This is a genomic window from Streptomyces sp. NPDC021019 (genome assembly GCF_044333295.1).
Lineage (GTDB): Bacteria > Actinomycetota > Actinomycetes > Streptomycetales > Streptomycetaceae > Streptomyces.
On the sequence record NZ_JBIRQR010000003.1, the window covers coordinates 544,227 to 560,369 of the forward strand.

17 protein-coding genes and 1 pseudogene are annotated in these 16,143 nt (G+C 70.8%); 4 read left to right on the forward strand and 14 right to left on the reverse strand.

The window, feature by feature from the left end; all coding sequences use genetic code 11:
- Nucleotides 1-76: 76 nt before the first annotated feature.
- From ACH4RG_RS19870 to ACH4RG_RS19900, 7 genes are all read right to left on the reverse strand, one after another.
- On the reverse strand, nt 77-580 hold the full coding sequence (locus tag ACH4RG_RS19870) for a hypothetical protein (protein WP_398539903.1): 504 nt from the start codon (nt 578-580) through the stop codon (nt 77-79).
- On the reverse strand, nt 577-3,060 hold the full coding sequence (locus tag ACH4RG_RS19875) for a molybdopterin oxidoreductase family protein (RefSeq protein ID WP_398539904.1): 2,484 nt from the start codon (nt 3,058-3,060) through the stop codon (nt 577-579). The genes ACH4RG_RS19870 and ACH4RG_RS19875 overlap by 4 nt, the downstream gene beginning before the upstream one ends.
- Before the next feature lie 63 nt (nt 3,061-3,123).
- Nucleotides 3,124-3,723 (reverse strand): flavodoxin family protein, encoded by a 600-nt coding sequence (locus ACH4RG_RS19880; RefSeq protein WP_397917687.1) that lies wholly within the window; start codon nt 3,721-3,723, stop codon nt 3,124-3,126.
- Nucleotides 3,724-3,828: 105 nt separating this feature from the next.
- The gene (locus ACH4RG_RS19885) at nt 3,829-5,304 is read right to left on the reverse strand and encodes an aminotransferase class I/II-fold pyridoxal phosphate-dependent enzyme (RefSeq protein ID WP_398539905.1); all 1,476 of its coding nucleotides are present in this window, start codon (nt 5,302-5,304) and stop codon (nt 3,829-3,831) included.
- 52 nt (nt 5,305-5,356) lie between these two features.
- Complete coding sequence (locus ACH4RG_RS19890) at nt 5,357-6,244, reverse strand: SDR family oxidoreductase (RefSeq protein ID WP_397927217.1); 888 nt, start codon at nt 6,242-6,244, stop codon at nt 5,357-5,359.
- 117 nt (nt 6,245-6,361) lie between these two features.
- Nucleotides 6,362-7,408 (reverse strand): SDR family oxidoreductase, encoded by a 1,047-nt coding sequence (locus tag ACH4RG_RS19895; protein WP_397927218.1) that lies wholly within the window; start codon nt 7,406-7,408, stop codon nt 6,362-6,364.
- Between the two features lie 44 nt (nt 7,409-7,452).
- Nucleotides 7,453-8,637 (reverse strand): alcohol dehydrogenase catalytic domain-containing protein, encoded by a 1,185-nt coding sequence (locus ACH4RG_RS19900; RefSeq protein WP_398539906.1) that lies wholly within the window; start codon nt 8,635-8,637, stop codon nt 7,453-7,455.
- Nucleotides 8,638-8,765: 128 nt separating this feature from the next.
- Here ACH4RG_RS19900 and ACH4RG_RS19905 point away from each other — a divergent pair, with 128 nt between their 5' ends.
- Entirely contained in the window at nt 8,766-9,302 is a 537-nt protein-coding gene (locus ACH4RG_RS19905) for a cysteine hydrolase family protein (RefSeq protein ID WP_397917692.1), read from the forward strand.
- A gap of 98 nt (nt 9,303-9,400) precedes the next feature.
- On the opposite strand, the gene ACH4RG_RS19910 is transcribed toward ACH4RG_RS19905, so the two are convergent.
- The 6 genes from ACH4RG_RS19910 to ACH4RG_RS19935 form a co-directional block, all read right to left on the reverse strand.
- The gene (locus ACH4RG_RS19910) at nt 9,401-9,796 is read right to left on the reverse strand and encodes a VOC family protein (protein WP_397927220.1); all 396 of its coding nucleotides are present in this window, start codon (nt 9,794-9,796) and stop codon (nt 9,401-9,403) included.
- An 83-nt stretch (nt 9,797-9,879) separates the two neighbouring features.
- Entirely contained in the window at nt 9,880-10,860 is a 981-nt protein-coding gene (locus ACH4RG_RS19915; RefSeq protein WP_397917694.1) for a TIGR03557 family F420-dependent LLM class oxidoreductase, read from the reverse strand.
- A 193-nt stretch (nt 10,861-11,053) separates the two neighbouring features.
- A complete protein-coding gene (locus ACH4RG_RS19920) occupies nt 11,054-11,722 on the reverse strand; it encodes an HAD family hydrolase (protein WP_397917695.1) in 669 nt (222 codons plus the stop codon).
- A 22-nt stretch (nt 11,723-11,744) separates the two neighbouring features.
- Complete coding sequence (locus ACH4RG_RS19925) at nt 11,745-12,218, reverse strand: DUF5709 domain-containing protein (protein WP_397917696.1); 474 nt, start codon at nt 12,216-12,218, stop codon at nt 11,745-11,747.
- A 51-nt stretch (nt 12,219-12,269) separates the two neighbouring features.
- Entirely contained in the window at nt 12,270-12,596 is a 327-nt protein-coding gene (locus tag ACH4RG_RS19930) for a plasmid stabilization protein (protein ID WP_397917697.1), read from the reverse strand.
- Between the two features lie 314 nt (nt 12,597-12,910).
- Entirely contained in the window at nt 12,911-13,216 is a 306-nt protein-coding gene (locus ACH4RG_RS19935; RefSeq protein WP_398540028.1) for a hypothetical protein, read from the reverse strand.
- On the opposite strand from ACH4RG_RS19935, the pseudogene ACH4RG_RS19940 reads away from it, so the two are divergent.
- The 3 genes and pseudogenes from ACH4RG_RS19940 to ACH4RG_RS19950 all read left to right on the forward strand — a co-directional run.
- A pseudogene (locus tag ACH4RG_RS19940) lies at nt 13,102-13,377 on the forward strand (heterodisulfide reductase-related iron-sulfur binding cluster); the annotation flags it as partial. The gene ACH4RG_RS19935 and the pseudogene ACH4RG_RS19940 sit on opposite strands and share 115 nt — an antisense overlap.
- A gap of 577 nt (nt 13,378-13,954) precedes the next feature.
- The gene (gene panD / locus ACH4RG_RS19945; protein WP_398539907.1) at nt 13,955-14,380 is read left to right on the forward strand and encodes an aspartate 1-decarboxylase; all 426 of its coding nucleotides are present in this window, start codon (nt 13,955-13,957) and stop codon (nt 14,378-14,380) included.
- A gap of 61 nt (nt 14,381-14,441) precedes the next feature.
- The gene (locus ACH4RG_RS19950; RefSeq protein ID WP_397917699.1) at nt 14,442-14,795 is read left to right on the forward strand and encodes a GNAT family N-acetyltransferase; all 354 of its coding nucleotides are present in this window, start codon (nt 14,442-14,444) and stop codon (nt 14,793-14,795) included.
- Nucleotides 14,796-14,885: 90 nt separating this feature from the next.
- On the opposite strand, the gene ACH4RG_RS19955 is transcribed toward ACH4RG_RS19950, so the two are convergent.
- Nucleotides 14,886-15,656 carry a PIG-L family deacetylase gene (locus ACH4RG_RS19955; protein ID WP_398539908.1) on the reverse strand — a complete coding sequence of 257 codons (771 nt, stop codon included), beginning with the start codon at nt 15,654-15,656 and terminating at the stop codon, nt 14,886-14,888.
- Nucleotides 15,657-16,143: the final 487 nt, after the last annotated feature.

Below are 16,143 nucleotides of genomic sequence, written 5' to 3' on the forward strand. Positions count from 1 at the left end.
CGCAACCGGGCCGGGAGCCCGGGCGTCCGGTCCGGAGCCGGACAGGGAGCCGGGTTCGGGGAACGCGGCGCGCCCGTCACCCATCCTGCTCGTCACCGGCGGTGAGAAGCTGCGGGGACAGGTTCTTGATCATGGTGGTGGACCACTGCATCTGGCGCAGCGTCCGGGGATGGCAGAAGGAGACGACATCGAGAAGACGGGTGTCCTTCGACGCCTGCACGGCCTGGCCCAGCATCACCCAGTGCAGTGAGTTTCCGACGGCGCCCAGATGCAGCTCCCGCAGGTCCCGGAGGAGCTCCGGTACGGACTCCGGCGTTCGGCCGAACGCCTCGACGGCGCGGTGGCGGTCCTTCGCCGACGGGTCAGGCGGAGAGGCCGACGGCACGTCGAGACGCAAGCCGTGGTGCCGACCGGTCTCGGCCAGGCGTCGGCAGTGCTCGTTCGACCACAGAGCCAGATCCCTGGTGACGTGGCACACCTCGTGCTCACGCGGGTGCCGTGCGGCGACGACGGCCAACTGCTCCGCCAGGGCCTGTTCGCCCCGGTGGAGCGCGTGCATCGTGAGCGCGATGCCCTTCATCGGGTGTCTCCCCGGGTGCGGTGGACGGGAGACCCGGGGGACTCCTGGACGTGGGCCGGGGCACCGCCGCGGGTAGCTCGGACGCCGTCGCGGCGGGCGGGCGCCGACGCGGTGTTCGTCGGTGCGGGAGCCTGCTGCCCCGTGCTCTTCTCCAGCAGCCTCACCGCCGCGGTGGCGGTCTTGAACAGTGGCTGCTTGGACACCGGGTCCCAGTCGGTGACGGTGGCCTCGTTGGCCGCCCGGCCCGCTGTCGTGCTGTCCGGTCCGGAGCCCGCGACCGTGTCCCAGTAGCCGTAGTGGAACGGCACGAAGAGCAGTCCGCGGCGGATGGCGGTGACGCGCACCCGGGCCCTGATGGCGCCGCGCGGTCCGGCGACCTCGACGAGGTCGCCCTCGCCCACCCCCTGCTCAGCCGCGTCGGGGACGGACATCTCCACCCAGACGTCCGGTGCGGCGGCGTTCAGTTGGGGAGCACGTCCCGTCTTGGTGCGGGTGTGGAACTGGAAGATGGTGCGGCCGGTGGTCACCTGGAAGGGGAACGCGTCACTGGGCGCCTCGTGCGGAGGCAGGTACGGGACCGCCTTGAGCATGGCACGGCCCTCCGGATTACGGGACCGGTACTCCGCCTCCGACGTGGAGGCGCCGGTGACGAGGTCCTTGCCGTACGTCTCGCACAGGTCCGGGTGGGCCCACGCGGCACCGTCCGTGCAGAGGCGATCGGTGCCCTCGGGCGCCCGATCGTCGCACGGCCACTGGATACCGCTGCCGCCGCGCAGCCTGCCGTACGTGAGCGCGGTGTAGTCGCAGGGCCGCCCCGCGCTGCAGCGCTTCCACGCCTCGAAGGCGGTCTCCGGGTCGTGCCAGGTGATCAGGGGAGCGCCGTCCTTGTCCCGGAAATCCATCCGCCGGGCGTAGTCGAGGAAGATCTCCAGGTCGGGTCTGGCCTCCCCGGGTGGCTCCACGGCCTTCTCGGACAGGTGCACGGTGCGGTCGGCGTTGGTGAAGGTCCCCGTCTTCTCGCCCCAGGTCGCGGCCGGCAACACGACATCGGCCAGTTGCGCGGTCTCGGTGAGGAAGAGGTCCTGCACCACGACCAGCAGCCGGTCCTGGGAGAGGATCGAACGGACGCGCGGCAGTTCGGGCAGGGAGACCGCGGGGTTCGTGCCGCTGATCCACAGCATGCGGATCGAGCCCTGCTCCGCGTAGCGGAACATCTGCATGGCGTGCGTCGGCGGCGCGTAGTGCGGAATGGTCCCGGGATCGACGTTCCACACCCTCGCCAGGTCGGCCACGTGCTCGTCGTTCTGCCAGTTCCGGAAGCCCGGGAGGTCGCCGTCGGCGCCGCACTCGCGGGTGTTCTGCGCCGTCGGCTGCCCGTTCATCTGCAGGACGCCCGCCCCCGGCCGTCCGAGCATGCCGCGGATCAGGTGAAGGTTGTTGATCTGGACGGCGGCACCGGTGGCCTGATGGGACTGGTAGACGCCCTGGAGCACGGTGGACAGGAGCCGGTCGGCGGTGCCGAGCAGTTCCGCCGCCTCCCGGATCTTCGCTACGGGGACGTCGCAGACGTCGGCCGCCCACTCGGGGGTGCAGGGCGCGACCTCCTCCGACAACGCGGCGAAGCCGACCGTGTGCGCCTCGATGTAGCCGGGGTCGACGCGGCCGGTACGGATGATCTCGTGCAGCAAGGCGTTGAGCAGAGCCACATTCGTCCCGCCGCGCGGAGCGAGATGGACGGCCGCACGTCGTGCGACGGCTGTCGGGCGTGGATCGATACAGATCAGCCGCGGAGGATCGGTGCCATTGAGCCGGTCGAGGATGCGCATCCACTGCACGGGTTGCGTCTCCGCGAGGTTGTGACCGTACAACGCGATGACATCGGCGTGGTCGATGTCGTCGTAACTGCCGGGCTGGCCGTCGCAGCCGAAGGACTCCTTGAGGGCTTCGGCCGCCGTCGATGTGCACAGGCGGGTGTTGCCGTCCAGGTGGTTGGTGCCGATGCCGGCCCGGGCCAGAACCGCGAGCGTGTAGTACTCCTCCAGGAACAGCTGGCCGGACGTGTAGAAGCCGATCGATCCGGGACCGCGCTTTTCGAGGAGCCCGCGCGAGCGCGAGACGATCACCTCCATCGCGGTGTCCCAGTCGCACTCGGTCAAGCGCCCGCCGCGGCGTACGAGCGGCCTGGTCAACCGGGAGCGCGAGGCGTTGGCCTGCCAGCCGAACAGGTCCTTGGGCCCGAGCCGACCGCGGTTGACCCGGTCCGAGGCCCTGCCCCGTACGCCGACCATCGAACCGTCCCGGACGGCGATGTCCATGGCGTCCCCGTCGGAGTGGAGGATCGAGGCGGCCTGCACCCACCGCTCGACGTCCGAGGATGTGACCCCCTCCGCCAGGAAGGTGTCGACCCTCGTCGGCCAGGTCTCGTGTCGCCCGTACGGCGTGCGCGTTCCCCAGGGCTCAGCGATCCGGTCCACCGGCATATGCACCAACTCCCGTGACGTTCCTGATGTGCCTGACGGCCTTGCCCTCGCCGCGAGCGCGGGTCAGGCTGCCGGGTAGGGGCTGCCGGTGAGCCGCCGGGCCAGGTGGACGGCGTTGGCCGCGAGGGCCTTGGTGGTGGAGGCGACGGCTTCGGGGGTCTCGTCCAGGTCCTGGTAGTCGGTGCCGTGCATGGCTTCGCCGACCCAGTACGTGACGGCTCCGGGGGCGAGCGAGAAGCCGACGTCGTTGAGTCCCTGGAACACGTCGGCGCTCACCTTGTGCGCGCCGTCCTCGTTGCCGACGACGGCCACGGCGGCGACCTTGCCGTACGTGTGCGGGCGGCCCTGGTCGTCGGTCTCGGAGGACTCGGCGTTGAGGCGCTCCAGGACCAGCTGGCAGACGCTGGAGGGGTGCCCGAGCCAGATGGGGGTGGCGATGAGGAGGATGTCGGCGGCCAGGACCTTCTCCCGCAGCGCCGGCCAGGCGTCGCCGTCGCCCAGGTCCACCCCGATCCCCGGGCGGACGTCGTGGTCGACGACCCGGACCACCTCTCCCTGGACGTCATGGCGTGCGAACTGGGCCATGACCTGCTCCGCGAGGTGATGGCTGCTGGAGGAGGCGGGTGAGGCGTTCAGGGTGCAGACGAGGGCGAGAGCACGCATGGCGGGGGTTTCTCCTTGATCTGAAGGGCGGGCCGGAGGCTGGGTCCCTCACGGGTGTTCCGGGTACGGCGCGTCGGTCGGACCCGGACTGATCGGGCCTGGTTCTCAGGGGTTCTCGGTGCGGACGCGGATGGTCTGAAGGGTGGGGTCGGCAGGGTCGGGAATGTTCATGCCTGCCTCGACTCCGGAGCGCAGGTAGCGCAGAAGGGGTTCGGTGATCCGCTCGCCGGGCAGCACGGCCGGAATGCCGGGAGGGTAGGGCGTGAGCATCTCGGCGGCGACGCGGCCCACGGCTTCCGACGCCGGGACGTCCTCCGTCCCGGCGAAGTAGGCGTCACGCGGCAGACATACCTGGTCGGGACGGAGCTCGGCGGGCGTGGGCACACGCACCTCGGGAGCGGGGCGGAGCGTGTGCGCGTGGCGGGCCAGGTCGCGCAGGGCCGTCAGCAGCCGGTCGGCGGTGTCCTCGTCGTCGGCGTGGGTGAACTGGGCGCTGATCCGGCGATGGTCCACGAGGTGCATGTCGATGCGGTGGTGCTCGCGCAGCCAGTCGGCGGCCCGGTAGCCGGTGGTGCCCATCGCCTCGATGTCGATGATCACGGGCAGTGGGTCGAATTCCGCTGCCGCGCCGGGGCCGCAGAAGTCGTCCGGCCCGTTGACGTGCATGCCCTCGATCTCCTCGATGCGGCGGCGCACCGTCGCCACCAGGTCGAGTGCTCGGGAGAGCAGTCCCTGGCCTTCCAGAACCATCTGCCGGCGCCAGCCGTCGATCCCGGCGTAGAGCAGCACGGAGGGGCTGGTCGTGCCGAGAAGGTCGGCCCGTGAGGCGAGGGTGTCGTGGTCCACCAGGTCGCCCTGGAGGTGGAAGACGGAGCCTTGTTCGAGGCCGCTGCCCATTTTGTGGATGCTGGTGACGCAGACGTCGGCGCCGGCGTCCATGGCCCAGGACGGCAGGTCCGGGTGGAACGGCAGATGGGCTCCCCAGGCTTCGTCGACGATCAGGGGCTTGGAGTGCCGGTGGCAGATGTCGGCCATGGCGCGCAGGTCGGCCGCCGTGCCGTACGGGGTGGGGCTGGTGATCAGGGCGCCGCCTGCGTCCGGGTGCCGGGTGAAGGCCTCCTCCAGGGTCGGAGGGGAGGGCGGGTGTGCGAGGTGCCGCTCCTTGTCCCACTGGGGTTCCAGCCAGACGGGCTCGATGCCGCAGAGGATGAGGCCGGCGATGACGGACTTGTGGGCGTCCCTGCCGACCAGCAGCTTCTGGTGGGGTGCGGCGACGCTGAGCATGGCGGCCTTGACCGACAGGGAGCTGCCACAGGTGGAGAAGAAGGTGTGCTCCGCGTGAACCGCGTCGGCCATGAGGTCTTCGGCCCGTTGCAGTACGGAGGACTTCTCCCGGCGGTCGTCCAGCCCTCCGGTGGCGAGGACGTCGCCGAAGAACATCGCGTCGCCCAGCAGGGCCCGCACGGCTGGGGGAGCGCCTCGGGCCTGCTTGTGACCGGGCGGGGAGAAGCCCAGCTCGCCCCGGTCACGATAGGCGGTCAGAGCGTCGAGAACCGGCGTTTCGTGATGGTTCATGGTCATACGACACGCCTTCCCGGCCGACGCACGGTCAAATCAGCCGCTCTTCCCCGCATCAGGGGAGCGGGGTACCGCCGGTGGCGTTCATGATCTCGCCGGTGATGAACGAGGCCTTGGCCGAGGCCAGGAAGACATAGGCGGGCGCCATCTCCGCGGGCTGCGCGGGCCGGCCCAGCGGGCTCTGCTTCCCGAACTCGGCGGTGTCGGGGAGCGTCGCCGGGATGAGGGGAGTCCAGACGGGGCCCGGCGCCACGGCGTTGACGCGGATGCCGTCGGAGGCCAGCATCTGGGCCAGGCCCTGGGTGAAGGTGACGATCGCGCCCTTGGTCATCGCGTAGTCGAGGAGATGGGGGCTCGGTTTGTACGCCTGCACCGAGGTCGTGTTGATGATCGACCCCCCTGCCGGAATGTGTGGCAGGGCGCTCTTGCACAGCCAGAACATGCCGTAGAGGTTGGTCCGCAGAACGCGGTCGAACTGCTCGGTCGAGATCGCGGAGATCCCGTCGGGCTGCGACATCTGATACGCCGCGTTGTTGACCAGGACATCGATGCGGCCGAACTCGGACACCGCGCGTTCGATGAGCGCGCGGCACTGCTTCTCGTCCCGGATGTCACAGAGGACGGGCACCGCCCTGCGGCCCGCCTGCTCCACCAGGCGAACGGTCTCCCCGGCCTCCTGCTCCTCCTCGGGAAGGTGGGTCAGCAGGACGTCGGCGCCCTCGCGTGCGAAGGCCAGCGCCACCGCACGGCCGATCCCGGAATCACCCCCGGTGATCACGGTCTTCCGGCCGTCGAGCAGGCCGGAGCCGCGGTAGGACTCCTCGCCGTGGTCGGGCGGCGGGTCCATCGGTCCGGTCCAGCCGGGATGTGCCTGGTCCTGCTGGGGGAAGTCGGGGCGGGGGTGGAGCGTGTTGGGGTCCTGCGGCTGTTCACTGCTCGCCATGGTGGTCCTTCCTACGTCGTCCGTCGTCGCCGAGGTCCAGTACATCGGACGTGCCCGGAGCCTGCGGGCCGTGCGGGCCGACCCTCCGGAGCTCCGCCGGCGGCACGGCCGGGTGACTCAGCCGGTCTTCCGGCCTGCCAGCGGTGCGGTGTTCTCGCCCGCGCCGGTGCGAACGCCGCGCAGAAAGGCGCTCAGCGCGTCTTCGGCCGTACGGGTGGGCTGCCAGCCCAGTACGTCGCGGGCCCGGCCGGAGTCCATTACGGGCAGTCGCAGCACCGCGTCGAACAGGTGCGGGGAGGCCGGTACGGCATGGGCCCGCCATGCGGCCGAGAGCGCGGTGCGCACCAGGGCCCCGGGGATCCGCACGATCCGGGCGTCGAGCAGGTCCGCCAGCGTGCGGGCGTCGATGACCGGGTCCGCCGCCAGGTTGAAGGGGCCCCGTACGTCACGGAGCACGGCCAGCCGGTAGGCGTCAGCGGCATCGCCGGTGTGAAGGACCTGGAAACGCAGCCCGTCCAGGTCCGGTACGAAGGGGAGCAGGTCGGGCCGCAGGAGTGGGCCGGGGGCGTAGCGGCCGGCGAAGATCCGCCGCTGCTCGGGGGCGGCGGTCTCCTTGAAGAGGAACCCGGGCCGCATCCGGACCACCCGGATCTGCGGGTGGCGCAGTTCGAAGGTGTCGAGGACACGTTCCAGGTAGGCCTTCTCCCGGCAGTAGGCAGCGTCCGGCCAGCCGTGCGTGGGCCACTGCTCGTCGACGCCGGGTTCGTCCTTGGGCCCCGGGGAGTAGGCGCCGACGGACGAGGCGTGCACCAGGGCGGGGACCCCGCCGCGCGCCACGGCGTCGAAGACGCGCTGGGAGCCCAGGACGTTGCTCCGCCACGTCACCACGGGGTCGTGGGTGGGCTGGAAACGCCACGCGAGGTGAACGACGGCGTAGGCGCCGTGCAGCAGGTCCGCGAGCCGGTCCTCGCTGTCGGCCCGGGAAAGATCGACGGTGTCCCACTCCACCTTCGTGATCTCGAGCGCGGGTTTTCTGCGGGCCAGCCCGAGGACGGATCCGATGTCCGGTTCCGCGGCGAGTGCGCGGACCACGCTGGTTCCCACGTTGCCGGTGGCGCCCGTGACCACCACGCGCTTGCCGGGATGCCGGCTGCTGTTCTCCATGCCCGGGTCTCCTTCCTGGCAGTGGCCCGGTTCCCGTCTCCGGATCAGGGGATGAGCAGGGTTTTGATCATGCCGTCGGCCTTCTCCCGGAACGTGTCGTACGCCTGGGGTCCCTCTTCGAGCGGCAGGTGATGGGTGGCGAAGGAGTCCACGCCCAGCGGGTCGTCGTCGGTGAGCAGGGGCACCAGGTCGTCGACCCAGCGCTTGACGTTGGCCTGGCCCATGCGGAGCTGGATCTGCTTGTCGAACATGGTGAGCATCGGCATCGGGTCGGCGGAGCCGCCGTACACGCCGGAGAGGGAGATCGTGCCGCCCCGGCGCACCAGGTCGATCGCCGTGTGCAGTGCGGCGAGGCGGTCGACGCCCGCCGTTTCCATCATGCGCCGCGCGAGGGTGTCGGGGAGCAGCCCGACCGCTGTGTGCGCCGCCTTGGCCACGGGGGAGCCGTGGGCCTCCATGCCGACCGCGTCGATCACCGCGTCCGTGCCGCGCCCGTCCGTGAGGTCGCGGACGGCGTCACCGAGGTTCTTGCCGTAGCGACGCAGGTCGAGGCAGGTGGCGCCGTACCTGCTCGCCCGGTCGAGCCGTTCGGGGACCAGGTCCACGCCGATGACGAGGTCGGCGCCCCGGTGGCGGGCGATCCGGGCGGCCATGGCGCCGATCGGGCCGAGGCCCAGGACGGTGAAGCTGCCGCCGGGAGGGATGTCCGCGTACTCCACCGCCTGCCAGGCGGTCGGCAGCACGTCCGACAGGTAGACGAACCGGTCGTCCGACGGGCCGTGCGGGACCTTGATGGGCAGGTCGTTGCCGAAGGGCACCCGCAGGTACTCGGCCTGTCCTCCGGGCACCTGCCCGTAGAGCTTGGTGTAGCCGAACAGGGCTGCACCCATGCCGCGCTCGCGCACCTGCGTCGTCTCGCACTGCGAGTGCAGCCCCTGCCCGCACATGTAGCAGTGCCCGCAGGACACGTTGAAGGGGATCACGACCCGGTCCCCCGGAGCGACGGCGGTCACCTCGCGGCCGACCTCCTCCACCAGCCCCATCGGTTCGTGGCCCAGGATGTCCCCCGGGTCGAGGTAGGGCCCGAGAACCTCGCCCAGGTGAAGGTCGGATCCGCAGATCCCGGTGGACGTGATCTTGACGATGACGTCCGTCGGCTCCTGGATCCGCGGGTCCGGGACCGTCTCCACCCGGACATCCCGCTTTCCCTGATAAGTCAATGCGCGCACGGGTCCGCTCCTTTCCTTTCGCCGCCGGTACGGGGGGACGAGTGTGCCGGGTTCCCACCCTGTCCATCGTGAAACACACGGACAGGTCGCGGGCCGGAACACGCGTGGCCCCTTGCGATGATGGGGGGATGAGGAACAACGCGCTCATCGTCGTCGACATGATCAATACGTACGATCACCCCGATGCCGACCTGCTCGTTCCGTCGGTCCGGAGCGCACTGCCCCACATCGCGCGGCTCATCGCCCGCGCCCGCTCGGAACACGTGCCGGTCATTTATGTGAACGACAATTTCGGAGAGTGGCGGTCCCACCACGGCGAGATCATCGAGAAGACTCTCTCGGGAGAGAACGCGGAGCTGATCGAACCCATCCTGCCGGACGATGAATCCCTCTTCGTCGTCAAGGCCCGGCACTCGATCTTCTACGAGACGCCGCTCAGCTACCTGCTCTCCCAACTGGGCGCCGACCACCTTGTGCTGTGCGGGCAGGTCACCGAACAGTGCGTGCTGTACTCAGCACTCGACGCCCACATCCGGCAGCTGCGGGTGACCGTACCGAGGGACGCCGTGGCACACATCCACAGCGACCTCGCCGACGCCGCCCTGCGCATGATGGAACGCAACATGGGAGCCCGGATCACCCCCACGGCCGACGTCACCTTCTGAGCATCGGCCCCGAAGACGCGCCACGGTACCGTCCCGCCCGCAGCGTGCCGGGCCGTCCCGAATCGAGGAGTTCACCGGGCCGTCCCGAATCGCGGAGTTCAGTCGAGGTAGTGGGCGTGCCCCCGGTCATCGAGGCCGACCGAGCCGGGGTCCTCGGGGATGATGCAGAACTCGTTGCCCTCGGGGTCGGCCATCACCAGGAAACCGCCGTCGGCGTACTCCTCCAGGCGTCGTCCTCCGAGCGCCTCGACCCGCTGCTGCTCGGCTCCCGGGTCGGGGGAGGCGATGTCGAAGTGCATGCGGTTCTTCCCGGGCTTGGGCTCACCTGCCTGTTGAAAACCCACCTCCAGCCCGTTCTCCCGCCGCAGCCAGACGTAGGGGCCGGTACGGTCCACGATCGGACGGCCGAGCAGCTCGGACCAGAATGCGGCGAGCCGCTCGGGGTTGCCGGCGTCGATGGTGAGGGCGTCGATCCGCAGAGGTGCTTCTGTCATGCTTCGTTCCTTTGTCACCGGGCGACCTCGCGGGAACACTGAGGTCCGCCGCCCCGGACGATGACTCGCCCGGGGCCCAGCTTTCAGGTTCGCGTGCTGTTCGGCTCGAGCTGGCGGACGCGCGTGTCGAGCTCACGCCGGTAGAAGTCGATGAAGCCGTCGGGATCGGGGCCCGCGTTCTGCATGACCAGCCTGTCGAAACCCGCGTCGACGTAGCTCTGGGCGACCTCGACGAAGCGTCCGGGGTCCGCTCCGCAGGCGAACTTCTCCAGAATGTCCTCCTCGCGCACGGTGGTGGTCGCGGCGTCGAAGTTGACCGGATTGGGCAGCTCGCTCATCACCTTCCACCCGGTCAGCGCCCACCGCGACGTCTCCAGGGCGGCGCGCGCGGCGGTGTGCGCGTCGGGCGCCCAGGCCATCGGAACCTCGCCGTAGCACGGGCCGCTGCCGCCGGCGTCACGGTAGTGCTGGACAATGCTCGGCTTGTCCTCCGTGGCGAACAGGCCGTCGCCCAGTTCGGCGGCGATGCGCGTCGACAGGGGGCCGCTGGCGGCCACGGCGATCAGAGGCAGTTCGTCGGGGAGGTCGAAGACCCGGGCGTCCCGCAGCCGCAGGTGCTTTCCCTCGTAGGACCGGTACCCCCCGCTCCAGAGCAGCCGGATGATCTCCAGGGCTTCCGTGAGCATTTCGTGCCGGGGGTGGACCGCGTCGGGGAACCCGGGACCGACGACGTGTTCGTTGAGCCGTTCCCCCGAGCCGACACCCAGGACGAAGCGGCCTTCCGAGAGCAGGGCGAGTGTCGCGGCCGCCTGAGCGATGATGGCGGGGTGGTAGCGCACGGTGGGGCACGTGACCCCGGTCGCCAGACCGATCCGTGTCGTCTTGGCCGCGATGCTTCCCAGCACCGTCCAGGCGAACGGCGAGTGTCCCTGGTTGTCGAGCCAGGGGTGGTAATGGTCGCTGATCTCGACGAAGTCGAATCCCGCCTCCTCGGCGAGCACGGCCTGCCTGACCAGCTCCGCCGGGCCGAACGCCTCTGCCGCCAGCTTGTATCCCACCTGCATGTGATCCTCGTTCCGCACGCGTCATGGCTGCTTCTTCCGGACAGGGGTACCCCCCGATCTCCGTACATAACGGTCGCGGGCGTGGAGAGGGCGGGACGACGCGGCCGCGACCTGGCCGGTCCGGGCGATGCTCGGCGGCAGCCGTACGCGGCCGGCACGTCCGGCCACGCGACGGGAGGTCGAGGTCCACGCGTCAGTCGGGGCCCGGCCCGAACGGGCTGTCGTCGAGGCGGTCGAGCAGATCGGCGACATTCTCGTAGACCGCTTCCGCACCTGCCCGCTCCAGGTCCGCGCGAGGGATACCGCCCGACAGGAGAGCCACCGCGGTCACCCCGGCCCGGGCCGCCGCCTCCATGTCCCACACCGTGTCGCCCACGAACACCGCCTGCCCCGCACTGACTCCGGCCAGCCGGCACGCCAGCTCCACCGGCTCCGGGGAGGGCTTTCCCCGGTCGACGTCGTCCGAACTCGCCGTGGCCCGGACCGCCTCGTCCGCATCCACCGCCCGCCGCAGAGCCGCGAGCTCCGTCCCGCTCGCCGAAGTGGCGAGGACGACCCGCCAACCGCGGCCTGCCAGGGTGCGCAGCAGGTCGCCCGCGCGCCGGAAGGCGGGGAGGCGGTCGAAGTACGTCGCGTAGAGCACCGTGTGCGCGGAGCTGATGGCCGCGTCCTGCTCCGCGTCCCGGTCGGGCCCCAGCAGCCGCTCGATCAGATCGCCTGAGCCGAGGCCGACCGCCCGGTGGATCTCGGGCATCGGAACGGTGTGCCCGGCCTGCCGGAAGGCCTCCCACCAGGCCACCACGTGGAGGTGGTTGGTGTCGGTGAGCGTGCCGTCCACATCGAAGATTGCCGCACCAGTCATGTTCTCCCGCTTTCACCGGCCGTCAGGCCTCGCGCCCCTGGCCGTCCGCCTCGCCCGCGACATGGACGGCCGCTTCCTCCGCCGACGCCGCGCCACCGTCGATGCCCACGTCCTCGGCGAAGACGTCGTTCTCCCGCCCGGCCGTGTCGTCCGCCGCGCTGAGCCGGCCTGCCCGGGGCTCGCGCTCGGCCGCTGCCAAGGGTTCGCCCTCACCCTCGGCGAGGTCGCCGATGCCGTCGCCGTCGGGCGGTTCCACGTCGTCGGTCTCCTGGGCGAGCCGCTGGTCCAGGGATTCACCGTGGCGCACCTCGGCCCCGGTCGTGCCGAACCTGTTCACGGCCAAGGGGCGGTCGGGCGGGGAGTAACCCTCTTCCATCCGGTCGTCCAGGTCCCGTTCGTCGAGCGTGTTCTCCAGGTCGGGCTCGACGTTCGGCCGATCGGCGCCGTCGTCGTCCTGCGGCTGGTACACGTCGTCGCCGCGTGCGTCCGCGGTCATGTCCTGTTCCCTCCGTCGAGCGGTGGCCCGCCAGCGGGCCGCCGGTGGGCGTCAGCGTCCGAGGGCCTTGCGGAGCTGTTCCTTGTTCATGGAGGAGCGCCCGTCGATGTTCTTCTTCCTGGCCTCCGCGTAGAGCTGGTCCTTCGTGGGCCCCTGTGCCCCCTCGTGAGAACGTTCGCCGCCGCGTTCGTAGGCAGACTTCCTGTCCTGCGTCGACGTCTTGCTCGCCGTCTTCGACTCGCCCGACCGGGCGCGCTCCTTGTTCACGGTCCGGGCCGCGATCTCCTTCGCGCGGCTCTTCGACGTGCCCCGCTCCTCCTGGCTCTCCTTGATGTGCTCGTACTGCCGCTCACGCTTCTTGCTGGATCCAGCCGGCATGGCGTACTCCTCCATCTCCATCCCGAGTGTGTCGGGACACCGCGTTTCCCGTACGGATCCCACTAAACAACGCACATCGCGACAGCGCCCACGGGACAGGACCAGGAGTGGCGCCCCCGGCAGCGCGGGGTGACGGACCACGCCACCGGCCGGCACGTCGACAGCACAGGGGTGAGGCGCGGGCTGTGAACGTCGACAACGGGTCGGAGAAGCTCCCGGCCAGGCCCACGGAGTCGTAGCCGTAGCCGGGGTCGTCGCCCGCCACCGCCTGGGATGGCGTACTTGCGGTTCGGGCAGTTACTGGGGAGGCCGGCTCAGCTCATCGTTCTCAGCGCCGCCGTGGCCAGTCTCGCCGCGTTGAGGTGTGGCTCACCGGAGGGCAGGATGAGATGGCTGATGGTCATCCGGACGATGACGTCCGCCGTCATCTCCAGCGTCTCCGCGTCCTTCGGGTCGGAGACGACGTCGTTGGGGCCCTTGACCTCGGGGGCCTTGCCGCCGAAGCAGGGGGGCCGCCCCCCGACACCTGCTCGCCGAGGTCGCCGACTACGTCGAACTCCCCACGGTGGACACCTGCTGCGGCGCGGCGGGAACGTACTCGCTGTTCCGTCCCCGGGAATCGCGTCGCATCCTCGCCGCGAAGGTCGAAGAGGCCGAGGCCGCAGGCGTCGTCGTCGCCGTCAACCCCGGCTGTCTGCGCCAGCTCCGCACCGGACTGCGCCGGGCGCGTTCCCGCGTCAAGGCCGTTCACCTCGCCGGGACGCGTGGAACGCGCTGGTGACGCGCGCGGTGCGACGTCCGACGACGTGGAGCAGCTGCCGCGCCACCTCGGCCTTCCGGTGTCCGCGGCCGACCCGGTGCGGCCGGATGCCGTGTCGCTGGTCAGGCGGGTCGGATGGGCAGGCCGGTCCCGGTGAGGCAGCCGTCGATGAGGTTGCTGCGGTACTGGATGTGCCGTAGGCCGCTCCGGACTGTGCGGAAGAGGTGCTCCGGTGCGGAGAGGGGGACGTTCAACCTCAGTAGGTTGCCGCGCCGTGTCGAGCTCCCGGATGGCCGTGCGGGGCTTTCCGTGGTCATGGGGGCATGCGGCCACCACCAACGCGTCGGAGTGATGGTGATCACGGGTACCCGTGGAGGAGGGATGCGTAGGCTTGCGGAGCGGTCGCGGTAGAGCCCGCGGGATGTGCAGAACCCCCCCACGGTTGGCTGGCGGGGCGTCAGGAAAGTCAGCAAGCGGTCAGCATGAGTCCTGAGGGACCCGGGGAACGCTGCCCGGACATGCGACTCGTTGTAGGGTAGAAAAATCGCCCTTGACCTGCAAAAACGCAGGCAGGGAGCCTATGTCCGGGAGTGCCTCGATGCTACGCACCATGTTCAAGTCCAAGATCCACCGGGCCACCGTCACCCAGGCCGATCTGCACTACGTCGGTTCCGTGACGATCGATGCCGCCCTGATGGAGGCCGCCGACCTGCTCCCCGGTGAGCTGGTCCATATCGTTGACATCGACAACGGCGCCCGCCTGGAGACCTACGTCATCGAGGGCGAGCGCGGCTCCGGTGTCATCGGGATCAACGGCGCGGCCGCACACCTGGTACACCCCGGTGACCTGGTCATCCTGATCAGCTACGCACAGGTCGACGATACCGAGGCCCGTTCCCTCGTCCCGAGGGTCGTGCACGTGGACGCGGAGAACCGGATCGTGGCGCTCGGAACCGACGCCTCGGCGCCGGTTCCCGGGACCCGTACGGAGCGGAGCCCGCAGGCCGTCGTCGCGGGCGGTTGAGGTCGCCGTCCGTGTTTCCGGGCGAGCGACGTCCAGGGTCACGAACGAGAAAGCAGGAGTCATGGCCGAGAAGGCAACTGTAGAGATCAGGGACGACCGGGAGCACGGCAGTCTCGTGGCGTACGAGGACGGCGAGCCGGCCGGGACCATCGCGTACTTCGTCATGGACCCGGCTCCCGGCGCGCTGGTGGCCGTACACACCGTCGTCCGGCCCGAGCACGAGGGCAAGGGAATCGCGGGGGCGCTGGTCCAGGAGTTCTACGCCATGGCCGCCCGCGAGGGCGTTCCCGTCGTTCCGCTCTGCCCGTATGCGGCGAAGTGGGCACAGCGTCACCCCGACGAGGCGCCCGAAGCGCCGGCCGAGCTCGTCCAGGAGGCGGAGCGGCAGCTCAGGAACCATCCCGAGCTGTTCTGAGACCTGATATCCGAGACCGGTGCGGGTGCGGGTGCGGGTGCGGGTGCGGCGGGCGGCGTTCGGAGCGCCGCCGTTCCACCACGCTTCCCGTCACGCGGTGAGCGCCGTGGCCGATCCGTTCCGGGGTGCGAGATCCCGGCGGATGTACCACTCGGTCCCCAGCACCTCGCGCTGAACGGCCGCAGGGAGAGCGGCGATCCGGCCGGGCGCCGCTCCGCGGTCCACCTCGCTGCGATGCGCGAGGATCGCGGCCAGTTTCCGCGGAAGCCAGCGGCCGACGTCGACGGTCGTGGTGATCCACGCGTCCTCCGAGCAGTACAGCGCGTCGGCCGGGGATCCCGGCCGGGCCAGCCGCCCGCCCACCGGAACAGCGGCCGAGCGGGGGTGCGTGGCGAGATAGAGGGCGCTCGGCTGCCAGGGATCACCGGACGCCGGACAGAAGCGGGGGAGACCGGCGGCCCGGACCGCCAGCTCGGTGATCCGGTGGGCGTGCACGTGGTCCGGGTGGCCGGTCATGCCTCCGTAGGCGTCCACCGTGATCACGATCTCCGGCCGGACGTCACGGATGTGGCCGACGACGGCCTCCACGGCCTCGTCCAGCGGCGCGTCGAGGAACCGGGGCCGGCCGGGGGCCGACTCCGGCACGCGGGCGTCCGCGTAGCCGAGCAGTCGTGGGGCACCCGCGCCGAGGGCGTCGAGGGCCTCGGCGAGCTCGGCGGCCCGGTGCGTGCCCTCCGCCCAGGTCGCTGTGACCACCGCGGTCCGGGCGCCGCCGACCGCGTGCTGAGCGAGGACGCCTCCGCAGAACAGGGACTCGTCGTCCGGATGGGCGTGGACGGCGAGAACGCTCGGCAGGGGCATGAGGGACACCTTTCCATCGACGGCGCCGGTCGCGGCCCCGGACGGATCCCGGCAGGTCCGGGCAGCTCGCCGGAGTACTGCCCACTCCGGGCGGTCCGGCACACACCGGCTCGCGCCGCTGCCGCCGGGTGCATGTGTTGACTCGGCAGGCGCGGGCAGCCGCTCCGGGAGACGGTGGAGGAAAGCTCCATCCGCCCCTTTCGCGCCGTTGTGGAGGATCGCGATGACCCACCCGTACCCCGACCCCGTACCGCCCTCGCCGACACCTCCGCCCGTACCGGGCCCGCCCACTCCGGTGCCCAGCCCGCCGCCCGTGCCGCCGGGCCCCGGGCCGGTGCCGCCCGGACCCGCGCCGGACCCGATCCCGCAGCCGCCCGCGCCCGGCCCGGACCCGGTGCCCGATCCGGAGCCCGAGCCGCAGCCCGCCGGGACATGACCTGCGGCCGGCCGGCCGTTCCGCCCTGGCCGGCCGGCCCCGGCTGTTCCG